This is a genomic window from Streptococcus sp. HMSC070B10 (assembly GCF_001808665.1).
Classification (GTDB): Bacteria; Bacillota; Bacilli; order Lactobacillales; family Streptococcaceae; genus Streptococcus.
In genome coordinates, this window is sequence record NZ_KV794152.1 from 561,293 (window position 1) to 572,959 (window position 11,667).

12 protein-coding genes are annotated in these 11,667 nt (G+C 40.6%); all 12 read right to left on the reverse strand.

What is annotated here, in order from left to right:
* Nucleotides 1-66 precede the first annotated feature (66 nt).
* Nucleotides 67-678, reverse strand: coding sequence for a hypothetical protein (locus HMPREF2613_RS04380; RefSeq protein WP_070479249.1), 612 nt, complete (start codon nt 676-678; stop codon nt 67-69).
* Between the two features lie 184 nt (nt 679-862).
* The gene (locus tag HMPREF2613_RS04385; RefSeq protein WP_070479251.1) at nt 863-1,558 is read right to left on the reverse strand and encodes a hypothetical protein; all 696 of its coding nucleotides are present in this window, start codon (nt 1,556-1,558) and stop codon (nt 863-865) included.
* A gap of 246 nt (nt 1,559-1,804) precedes the next feature.
* Nucleotides 1,805-3,628: a translation elongation factor 4 gene (gene lepA, locus HMPREF2613_RS04390; protein WP_070479254.1), complete on the reverse strand. Its 1,824-nt coding sequence runs from the start codon at nt 3,626-3,628 to the stop codon at nt 1,805-1,807.
* 78 nt (nt 3,629-3,706) lie between these two features.
* Nucleotides 3,707-4,435 (reverse strand): metallophosphoesterase family protein, encoded by a 729-nt coding sequence (locus tag HMPREF2613_RS04395; RefSeq protein ID WP_061590461.1) that lies wholly within the window; start codon nt 4,433-4,435, stop codon nt 3,707-3,709.
* A gap of 1 nt (nt 4,436) precedes the next feature.
* Entirely contained in the window at nt 4,437-6,104 is a 1,668-nt protein-coding gene (gene recN / locus HMPREF2613_RS04400; protein ID WP_070479256.1) for a DNA repair protein RecN, read from the reverse strand.
* Nucleotides 6,105-6,110: 6 nt separating this feature from the next.
* The gene (locus HMPREF2613_RS04405) at nt 6,111-6,542 is read right to left on the reverse strand and encodes an arginine repressor (protein WP_070479258.1); all 432 of its coding nucleotides are present in this window, start codon (nt 6,540-6,542) and stop codon (nt 6,111-6,113) included.
* Nucleotides 6,535-7,350, reverse strand: coding sequence for a TlyA family RNA methyltransferase (locus HMPREF2613_RS04410; protein ID WP_070479260.1), 816 nt, complete (start codon nt 7,348-7,350; stop codon nt 6,535-6,537). The genes HMPREF2613_RS04405 and HMPREF2613_RS04410 overlap by 8 nt, the downstream gene beginning before the upstream one ends.
* Entirely contained in the window at nt 7,343-8,218 is an 876-nt protein-coding gene (locus HMPREF2613_RS04415) for a polyprenyl synthetase family protein (RefSeq protein WP_070479262.1), read from the reverse strand. The genes HMPREF2613_RS04410 and HMPREF2613_RS04415 overlap by 8 nt, the downstream gene beginning before the upstream one ends.
* Entirely contained in the window at nt 8,215-8,427 is a 213-nt protein-coding gene (locus HMPREF2613_RS04420) for an exodeoxyribonuclease VII small subunit (protein WP_000043226.1), read from the reverse strand. Before HMPREF2613_RS04420 ends, HMPREF2613_RS04415 begins: the two co-directional genes overlap by 4 nt.
* A complete protein-coding gene (gene xseA / locus HMPREF2613_RS04425) occupies nt 8,405-9,745 on the reverse strand; it encodes an exodeoxyribonuclease VII large subunit (RefSeq protein ID WP_070479265.1) in 1,341 nt (446 codons plus the stop codon). Before xseA ends, HMPREF2613_RS04420 begins: the two co-directional genes overlap by 23 nt.
* Nucleotides 9,746-9,871: 126 nt before the next feature.
* Nucleotides 9,872-10,510 carry a uridine kinase gene (udk, locus tag HMPREF2613_RS04430; RefSeq protein WP_001181376.1) on the reverse strand — a complete coding sequence of 213 codons (639 nt, stop codon included), beginning with the start codon at nt 10,508-10,510 and terminating at the stop codon, nt 9,872-9,874.
* Nucleotides 10,511-10,620: 110 nt separating this feature from the next.
* Complete coding sequence (gene truB / locus HMPREF2613_RS04435; RefSeq protein WP_070479268.1) at nt 10,621-11,499, reverse strand: tRNA pseudouridine(55) synthase TruB; 879 nt, start codon at nt 11,497-11,499, stop codon at nt 10,621-10,623.
* Nucleotides 11,500-11,667 lie beyond the last annotated feature (168 nt).

Genomic DNA, 11,667 nt, shown 5'->3' on the forward strand with positions numbered 1-11,667 from the left:
ACAAACATTTAAATCGGTTTTTAATGACTTAAACAAAAAAACAGGATACCAATCCTGCTTTAATAATTATTTTTGAATTGTCCAACTCTCTTCAATCATGGGAAGTAGATTTTTTAATGTTTCTGGAGTCCCTTCTAAAGCAACATATCTGAACTTACCATCACTAGATTTAAAAATCCATGTAATGATGTATTTTCCAGACTTAGAAATTGCGTTAACTACATAGGCTTCATAACCTCCAATAGTTGACTTAGAACCCCATACTTTAGTGAATTCTGGATTACTTTCTTTTGAAGTAAAAATACCATCAGAAATACGAACTGTTTCAAGTTTTTGAAATTCATTATCAGAAATACCAAATTGTTCTGCTTTAAAAGTATTCAAAGTGACAATATTGACATCCGTACCGTCTGAATATTGAATATCATTGCCTCCCTGTACTTCATTGAACTTAATCCAAGACTTTGGTACTTTAACGAACCCATACTCATCAGAACCAATCACTTGACTTTCTTCTGAATTCTGTGTGCTACGAAGAGAGCTTGAACTAGTTGAATCTTGACTAGTTGAAGAGCTAGTTGTTTTACTTGAATTTCCTTGAGTTTGAGCTTGATTTGAACATGCCACTAACGTGACACTTGTAAGCAAAATAGATGCTAAAAGTAAAATTTTTTTCATAATAACCTCCATATGTTACTCTACCATAAATGGAGTTAATTTACAATTTTTAATAAAAACAAATAAAATATAAGAATTTTTTCCAATTTTAGTTCAAACATTGGATTTGATAATATAGAATATACTCTTGATTATGAAAACTGACTAAGTCGTATCGAGTATCTATTTATCCAATTATTGAATTCTATAATAACATTGAATCACTTTCCGAATATCCTTTTTCAACAAATATTTTAATATTCATTGTATTTGCTTGATTCAATCGTATATTCTTACTAAAAGTTAATAAATATAGATATATCGTCGTAAAAAACATAACAATTAAATTACCATATACATAAATATAAATAAGTAAAGAACTGGCAATAACCACATTTATAATTAGGAGAAGCCAATTTTTTAATTTAAAATTACTAAACTTTTCAACTACATGGTAATGACGAGAATTTTCTAATATAAAAATTTTATTAATCATCAGTTTTTGCTTATAAGAATAGCCCAAGCGAAATAATACTGATAATATAACAGGTAATGCAGAAAAGATAAAATACGTAAAGCTATGAGATAAAACAAGATTAAATTTATTAAAGCCAATAAATTCTATTAAAAGAATGAAAAAAATCACTATCATTATCGGTAGCATGAAAAATCTACCTAATTTTATATTTTTTGTTATATCTTCTCGCTTATCCTCAGATTGCTTTTTTATCTTATAAAATAAATCAAAATCAATCTTATAAATTTTATAAAAATAACCAAAACAAGTCGTAGATTCACAATCCAGTAACCCGTAACCATTATTTATTTCAATTAATAAATATCGAGTAAAACCATATAACTTTTCAGTTTTAATTTGTTTTTCTTCTAATACTTTCATCATAAGTTAAAGGAATCGCCCCTTCTTTACTAACAATTATAGATCCAAGCGGTAAAATAGAATCATTATTCTAATTCATTTTCTGCCTCAGTTCTTTATCAATTTTATTTAAAATTTTCCTAGTCATAATAACTTTTAGTATTCCATATAACCTCCGTATTTTACTCTACCATAAATGGAGTTAAGTTACAATTTTTAACTAAAAATATAAAACTCTTGAATGTATTTCAAGAGTTTTATATAGAATCATTATTCTTCATCCATACTCAAGACGCTGAGGAAGGCTTCTTGTGGAACTTCTACTGATCCGATAGCTTTCATGCGTTTTTTACCAGCTTTTTGTTTTTCAAGCAGTTTACGCTTACGAGAAACGTCACCACCATAACATTTAGCAAGTACGTTCTTACGAAGGGCCTTGATATCAGTACGAGCGACAATCTTGTGTCCAATAGCTGCTTGGATTGGTACTTCAAATTGTTGACGAGGGATGATTTTCTTGAGCTTATCAACGATGAGTTTTCCTCGTTCGTAGGCAAAATCCTTGTGAACGATAAAGCTGAGGGCATCCACCTTGTCTCCATTGAGAAGAATATCCATTTTGACCAGCTTAGATGGGCGATATTCTGACAATTCGTAGTCAAAGCTTGCATAACCACGTGTCGAAGACTTAAGTTTATCAAAGAAGTCAAAGACAATTTCAGCAAGAGGAATTTGATAGATAACATTAACCCGATTATCATCAATATAGTCCATAGTCACAAAGTCCCCACGCTTGCGCTGAGCTAGCTCCATCACTGCTCCGACAAACTCCTGTGGTACCATGATTTGCGCCTTGACATAAGGCTCTTCAATGGTCGCAATCTTAGTTGGGTCTGGAAACTCAGATGGGTTCGACACATCCATAGACTCACCGTCGGTCAAATTAACTTTGTAAATAACAGACGGAGCTGTCATGATGAGGTCGATGTTAAACTCACGTTCCAAACGTTCTTGGATAACATCCATATGGAGAAGTCCAAGAAAGCCACAACGGAAACCAAATCCAAGTGCCTGTGATGTTTCTGGTTCAAATTGGAGACTAGCATCATTCAGTTGCAATTTTTCAAGGGCTTCACGAAGATCATTGTACTTGTTTGACTCAATTGGGTAGAGACCCGCAAAGACCATAGGATTCATCTGCTTGTAGCCATGTAATGGCTCTGATGCAGGATTAGTTGCCAAGGTAACTGTATCACCCACACGAGTGTCCTGAACCGTCTTGATAGAAGCCGCAATGTAACCAACGTCCCCAGTCGCAAGAAAATCACGACCAACTGCTTTGGGTGTAAAAATACCGACTTCGGTCACATCAAAGGTCTTGCCATTACTCATGAGCTGAATCTTATCACCAGGTTTAACCACCCCGTCCATGACACGCACTTGGAGAATAACCCCACGGTAGGCATCGTAAACAGAGTCGAAAATCAAGGCCTTAAGTGGCGCCGTCACATCACCTGTTGGTGCTGGTACTTTTTCTACGATTTGCTCGAGGATTTCTTCAATCCCAATACCAGCCTTGGCAGAAGCCAAAACTGCTTCACTGGCATCCAAACCAATCACATCTTCAATCTCTGTACGCACGCGCTCTGGATCTGCAGCCGGTAGGTCAATTTTGTTAATGACTGGCATGATTTCCAAATCATTGTCCAAGGCCAGATAAACATTGGCAAGGGTTTGAGCCTCAATCCCTTGAGCAGCATCGACCACCAAAATCGCTCCCTCACAGGCAGCGAGCGAACGTGAAACTTCATAGGTGAAGTCTACGTGCCCCGGCGTGTCAATCAAGTGGAAAATATAAGTTTCCCCATCTTTTGCAGTATAATTCAGCTCAATGGCATTCAACTTAATAGTAATCCCACGTTCTCGCTCTAGATCCATACTGTCCAAAAGTTGAGCTTGCATTTCACGACTGGATACTGTCTCTGTCTTTTCCAAAATGCGGTCTGCTAGAGTTGATTTCCCGTGGTCAATATGGGCGATAATAGAGAAGTTACGGATCTTCTCCTGTCGTTTTTTCAATTCTTCTAAGTTCATGATTCTCTTCCTTTCAGGGTATCTATTTATTATAAATTGTTTTTGACATTTTGACAAGACCATACCCTGCCAGGAGTACTAATCTTCAGCAACAAAGCCGTCATTTTCGATAAAGTGGTGTTCTGTCATTCCTTGGTCTGTAAAGACAATCCCATGAAGGACACCACCATAAACAGCTCCTCCGTCCATCCCAATCTTGCCATCTTCTGTAGTCCAAAGATCAGCTGTACCACGCTCTTGCTTTAACAAACCATATACCGGTGTATGGCCAAAGACAATGATTTTTCCAGTATGATTTTCTGCTTCGTGGAATGGTTTTCTAAGCCAAACTTTTTTATAATCTGTAGTTTCATGCCAGTCATCCAAGGTCAAATCAATACCTGCGTGAACAAAGATATACTTGTCTGTCTCTACCACAAACGGCATTTGACGAATAAATTCGACCAAGTCTGCTGCTTCAGTAGCAACACGCTTGGCATCTTCTACTCCATCAACCGGTGCATCCAAGGGTCGACCTAGGATAGAGTTAATGGTTGTATCTCCACCATTGCGACGATAGTGGTCATAGCTTTCTTCTGGGTTATCGAGCCAAGTCAAAAACATATACTCGTGGTTTCCTGATAGACAGATAGCCCCTTGATTGTCCACTAAGTCCTTAACCATTTCTAGAACACGGCGACTATCTTCACCACGGTCAATCAAGTCCCCTAGAAAGAGCAACTGGGTCTGGCCGTCCCATGTTTTGAGAAGGTCTTCCAGCATCCCAGCTTTTCCATGAACATCTCCAATTACATAATAGTCTGTCATCTTATTTCTCCCTGTTTCTCAACAATTCTCTGGCTTGCGTCAGGGCTGCTTCCGTCACATCATCACCAGCCAACATCTTAGCAACTTCTTCCACTCGCTCTTCAACCGACAAGAGACGAACAGTCGAAACCGTTGAATGCTCATTGCTAATCTTCTCAATAAAGAATTGATAATCCGCAATCGCAATCACTTGAGGAAGATGGGAAATTGCAAGAACCTGACCATGCTGGCCAATCTTGTGAATCTTCTGCGCAATAGCTTGGGCTACGCGACCTGAAACTCCCGTATCCACCTCGTCAAAAACAATGCTGGTCTTGCCTTCTTTACGAGAAAAGGCAGACTTAATAGCTAGCATGAGACGAGATAATTCCCCACCAGATGCAACCTTGACCAAGGGTTTAAAGTCTTCACCAGGGTTGGTTGAAATATAAAACTCAACCATTTCATTTCCCTCACGACTGAATTTGCCCTTGCTAAAACGAACCTGAAACTGGGCTTTTTCCATATAAAGATCTTGCAGTTCTTGTTTAATCTCAGCTTCAAGCTGCTGGGCCAAGTCATGACGAGCCAATGCAAGCTGACCTGCCAAATCGACAAGATTAACTTCCAATTTCTTGAGCTCTACTTCTATGTCCTCAGATGAAAGGTTATTTCCTGTCAAGAGATTGTATTCTTCCGTAATCTTGGCAAAATAAAGCAAGACATCATCTACAGTCCCACCATACTTACGGGTAATGGTATGAAGGAGATCCAAACGATTCTCAACCTGCATGAGACGATTGCCGTCAAAATCAAGGTCCTCAATAATAGCTTCCAAACGCTTGCTTATATCTTCTAAGACATAGTAAGTCTCAGACAAAGAGCTTGAAATTTCACGGTATTCAGGGTCATACTCTTCGACACTTTCCATGTCATTCATGGCTGAACGAACATTGGCCAGACTTGAAAAATCTTCATTGTCCAACATGCTGTAAGCATTGGTCAGTGTATCCGCAATATTTTTATGGTTGAGCAGTTTATCACGCTCTTGATTGAGAGCCAGGTCTTCTCCAGCCTGCAAGTTTGCTGCCTCAATCTCTGCCATTTGAAATTCCAACATTTCAATACGTGCCTTGTGTTCCTGTTGGTTTTTCTTGACTTCCAGAACCTGCTTGCGCATTTTTCGATAGGCATCAAAACTCGTTTGATAGGTTTCTTTCAAGGCCCAAAAGGCTGTATCACCAAATTCATCCAACATCTGGATATGAAGTTGAGGACGCATTAACTCTTCTTGGTCATGCTGACCATGAATATCTACCAGATGTTGCCCAATAGCACGCAAAACAGACAGATTGACCATCTGGCCATTCACACGACTGATACTCCGACCATTTTGCAATATTTCTCGACGGATGATAATTTCATCCCCCATTTCCAAACCTTGCTCATCAAAAATTTCCTGCAAAAGGCGACTATTTTCAACGGAGAATAGCCCCTCAATCTCTGCCTTTGGCGCACCATGACGAATAACATCTGTCGTCGCACGAGCTCCCAACATCATATTCATGGCATCAATGATAATCGACTTCCCTGCACCCGTTTCACCAGTCAAGACAGTCATCCCCTTTTCAAAATTGAGGGAAATAGCCTCAATAATGGCAAAGTTTTTTATCGAAATTTCAAGTAACATATAGACCTACCAATTTTTTACTTGTTCAAAGATTTCCTCAGCTAGACTTTCACTTCTTACAATGACTAAAATCGAGCTATCATCAGCTAAACAGCTAAAAATCTTATCCGCAAAAGTCTCGATTAACTGAGCTTTTACAAAAGCCGTATTTCCTGGAATAACTTGGAGATTGATCATCTTATCCATCAATTCAGCCGATTCGATATTGTCTTCAGCCAGTTGCAAACTTTTTACGATTGATTTTGGCAATTCGTAGACATAGGTGTTGTCTCTCAAAGGAATTTTGACAATACCTAGTTCTTTGATATCCCGTGATACCGTTGCCTGAGTAGCAGTGATTCCTGCCTCTTTCAAATGTTCTACAATTTCTTCTTGTGTACCGATTTGATAATCTGTCACAAATCGTCTAATTTTTTCAAGTCTCTCTTTTTTATTCATTTTTAAATTGACTATGCGCCCTCTCTACTACTTCTTCAATATCAGCAAGAACCTGATTGCTTGCTGACTCTTCTTTTTTCAAATACGCTAAAAATTCAATATTGCCATGACCACCTTGGATGGGAGAAAAGTCCAAACCAAGAACTGAAAATCCTTCCTCTGCTGCCATAGCTGTGACAGATTCAAGGACATGTTGATGGACCTTGGCATCTCGAATAATTCCATTTTTCCCAATCTGCTCACGCCCTGCCTCAAACTGGGGCTTAACCAGAACCACAACCTGACCTTGATTTGCCAAGACTCGGTGCAAGGCCGGCAAAATCAGACTGAGGGAAATGAAACTCACATCAATACTGGCAAAGCTAGGTTCCTGCTCGAAATCAGTCTTTTCAGCATAGCGGAAATTAAACTGCTCCATGCTGACAACCCGTGGGTCTTGGCGTAATTTCCAAGCCAACTGATTGGTACCAACATCGACTGCAAAGACCAACTCAGCACCATTTTGCAGCATAACATCGGTAAATCCTCCAGTAGAGGCTCCAATATCAAGCGTGGTCGCGCCATCAACTGACAAATCAAAGACCTGCAAGGCCTTTTCCAGTTTCAAGCCACCACGACTAACATACTTGAGCTTCTCGCCCTTGAGTTTTAGCTCGGTGTCATCGGGAATTTTCTCTCCTGGTTTGTCAAACCGTTCTCCATTCAGGACTGCTACGACTAGACCAGCCATGACACCGCGCTTGGCTTGTTCTCGCGTTTCAAACAAGCCCTGTTTATAAGCTAGTACATCCACTCTTTCCTTAGCCATTGATTCTCAAACTTTCTACTACTCTTACAATCGATTCTATCTCAAAGGGAATCTGGTGGGCAATTTCTTCTAATTTGGCATTAGCTTGATCCAAGGTTTGGTTACAAAAGGCAATAGCCTCTTCCAAGCCCAACAAGGCAGGATAGGTTGATTTTTCTGCCTGTAGGTCCTTTTGTGGTGTCTTGCCAATTTCCTCAAAACTAGCTGTCACATCCAATACATCATCTCGAACTTGAAAAGCAAGCCCAATCAATTCCCCAATAGTTTTCAACTTTGCCTGCATCTCAGGTGCCAATTCGGCTATAATAGCAGCTGCTTGGAAGGGATAAGCTAGTAATTTTCCAGTCTTATTAGCATGAATAGTCTGGAGTTCTTCCAAAGACAAATGCTGGTGTTCACCCTCCATGTCCAAAACCTGCCCTGCCACCATGCCCAGACTTCCTGAAGCTAGGGATAAGTTAGCAATCAAGTCCACCTTGATCTGACTTGGCAAATCTGCCTGCGCTATCAAGGCATAAGGATCTAGGAATAAAGCATCTCCAGCCAAAATGGCCATAGCTTCACCGAATTTCTTGTGATTGGTCAAGCGTCCCCGACGGTAATCATCATCATCCATAGCTGGAAGATCATCATGAATCAAACTCCCTGTATGAATCATTTCCAAGGTCGCAGCCACCTGCGCGTGAGCAGGTTTAATAGCGATCTGCAAGGCTTCCAGAACTTCTAACAAGAGAAAAGGCCGGATACGCTTGCCACCAGCATGAATGGAATAGAGAACAGACTCTCGCAAACTAGAAGCAACCTGCTGGTCTCCATAAAAGTCTTCCAAAGCCGACTCGACAAGAGCTAATTTTTCTTGCTTCTTCATTCAAAATCACTCTCTGTTCCGTCTTCTTGCATGACCTTGACCAAGGTCTTTTCAGCCTTGTCCAGCGTCGCTTGGAGCTCTTTTGACAAGACCATACCCTTTTGAAAGGCAGCAATCGCATCTTCCAGAGCAATTTCACCATTTTCCAAACTTTGGACAATGGTTTCCAGTTCTGCTAGATTTTCCTCAAATTTCTTTTGTTTTGACATCTTTAACCTCTAATTCTACTCGACCATCTCGCATCAAAAGCGTCACTTGGTCTTTTTTCTTCAAACTCTCAACCGAATCCACAACTGACTCTTCTTTTTTGACAATAGCATAGCCACGCGCCACGATTCGACTGGTATCCAACATCAGCAAGGCTTCCGAAAGTCGTTTCACCTCAGCAACCTTGGCATCATAAACCAAAGCCATTTGGCTACGGAGGAGCTTGTCCAACTGACCAAGACGATCTTGATAACGTTGAATTTTGGTAACAGGTGATAATTGTACCAGTCGATGCGTCCTTTCTTGGACGACTTGTTTGTTATCAGAAATCAGTGTTCGCAAACTTTGTTTTAAGTGCAGTTGCAGTTGATCCAAGCGTTGCAAATAGCTATCATACAAACGTTCTGGTTGTCTAAAGATAACAGACTGACTGCATTTTTTCAAAGCTTCTTGTTTCTTAAATAGGACATTTCGGACTGCTGTTGCCATCCGCTTTTCCTGATTTTGCAAATGAGATAATAGATCCAACTTGGTCACAGGTGTTGCCAGTTCAGCTGCCGCTGTCGGCGTCGCAGCGCGTCGATCTGCCACAAAATCTGCCAAGGTCACATCCGTCTCATGCCCCACACTAGAGATAACTGGCAAACGAGATTCAAAAATAGCTCGTACCACAATTTCTTCGTTAAAGGCCCAGAGATCCTCTATGGAACCACCACCACGACCAATAATCAGCAAATCCAAATCGTCCCGTTGATTGGCACGCGCAATATTTCGAGCAATTTCTTCCGCTGCTCCATCTCCTTGAACCTTAGTTGGATAAAGTAAGATATCGATACCTGGAAATCGCCTGCTGACGGTCGTGATAATATCTCGAATCACGGCTCCACTGCGACTGGTTACTACACCAATTCTCTTAGAAAATTGGGGCAGAGGTTGCTTAAAGCGTTCTTGAAACAGGCCTTCTTCTGCCAATTTTTTCTTGAGTTGTTCAAACTGAATCGCAAGCGCCCCAACCCCATCAGGCTCTGCCTTTTCAATGATGATGGAGTAGCTTCCACTTGGCTCATAGACCTGCACGCGCCCAATCACATTAATTTTCATTCCTTCTTCTAGGTCGAAGCCTAATTTCTGATAAATCCCAGACCAGATGGTCGCTTGAATAACTGCATGGTCATCTTTTAGGGAGAAATATTGGTGAGTAGGTCGTTTACGAAAATTGGAAACTTGACCAGTTAAATAGACCCGTTCCAAGTAAGGGTCTTTATCGAATTTCATTTTCAGATACTTGGTCAAAGTTGTTACCGATAAATACTTTTCCATCTCCACCTACTATTCATTTTCTTGCTCTTTCATTGGTATTATTATACCAAAAATATGCTTAAAAATCTTCATTTATGTACCATTATGAGGGAAAAATAAAAAAGGAGGCAAGGCCTCCACTTCTGTTTATTTACTATTTCGAGCTTCTTCCAAAATCTTTGCAATCTTGGTCGTCAAAAGGTCAATAGCAACTGTATTGCTGACTCCCTCAGGAATGACGATATCAGCATAACGCTTAGTTGGCTCGATAAACTGGTGGTACATTGGTTTGACTACGCCTAAATACTGGTCAATAACACTATCAAGGCTACGGCCACGCTCTTCCATATCACGCTTGATACGACGAATAATGCGCACATCATCATCCGTATCCACAAAAATCTTGATATCCATCAAATCGCGCAGACGCTTGTCCTCCAAGACCAAAATCCCCTCAACGATAAAGACATCTTGAGGCTCCTGACGATAGGTCTTGCTACTCCGTGTATGCTCTGTATAGTCATAAGTCGGGATGTCCACCGGACGCCCTGCCAACAATTCCTTAATCTGCTCGATCATCAAGTCTGTATCAAAGGCAAAAGGATGGTCGTAGTTGGTTTTGACACGCTCTTCAAAGGTCAAATGAGACTGATCCTTGTAGTATGAATCATGCTCAATCATGGAAATCTTTTCATCAGGAAAATGCGATAAAATGGCTCTTGAAACACTGGTCTTACCACCACCAGAACCACCTGTCACTCCGATAATGATTGGTCTATTTTGCATGCTATCCTCCGTTTTTTTATCCGTCGTCTATTCTATCACATTTTTTGCAAAATTTATAGTCTGATTTGGATAGTCTAAGAGAACAATTCCAATCCCAAACCTCAGTTAGATTAGTTAAAAACCTTCCTTGGCTTGTAGAGATTGTCCCGTTTTTCTAGAATGGCTAGCAATGTATCTCCTTCAAAGGCAGCTAATTCCTTATCCGACTGTTCTAGCTCTATAAAACGACCAAAGCGTACTTCTGTAGCCTCTTCTGGAGTTAGGAAAACTTTGACAAGGTCCCCTGTCCCAATCTCTAGAGGATGAAGAAAGTCCAATTGACCAGCCTCCACTTTTTCAGCAATTTCTTCCAATGTAAGAGCATCTTCAAGCTGTAAACCAGCTGCACTAGTCCGTGTCAGATGAGACATATGGGCTGAATAGCCCAGCTTCTCTCCCAAGTCAACAGACAAGGTACGGATGTAAGTCCCCTTACTGCATTTCACACGAAAAGTAAAACGTGCAAGATGACCCTCATAAGAAATCGGACTTGTCCGCTCAAATTGATAAATGGTCACCTGACGTTCTGGACGCTCCACTTCTTGGCCAGCACGCGCATACTCATAAAGCTTGCGACCATTGACCTTTACAGCCGAATACATAGGTGGAATCTGGGTAATAGGCCCAGTCAGACTGGCGATTGCTTCATCAACAAGCTTTTCATCCAAGTGCGATAAAACAGGTGTCTCTGCGACCACTTCCCCACTAGCATCCTCTGTCGTCGTGGAATAGCCCAGAGTGATTTCCCCCTCATAGACCTTGCCCTCATCCTGCATAAACTCGACCATGCGTGTTGCCTTGCCAACCGCAATGGGCAAAACACCCACCACATCCGGATCCAAGGTTCCACCATGACCAATCTTCTTGGTTCCCAAAATCTTACGCAGTTTAAAAACCGCATCATGTGAGGTCATGCCCGCTTCTTTTTTTAAGTTGATAATACCGTTCATTTTTGCTTTCTAATTCCCTTTTCACTTTACATCAACATATTCTATCTTAGACAGATTTTAAAACTATATCAGCTTATTTTTCTAAATACTTCCTAGCTTCCTGAACATAAAAGAGTTCTGGATTTTCATGGGCTATACTTTCAAACAAACTACGGGCACGAGCTTCAT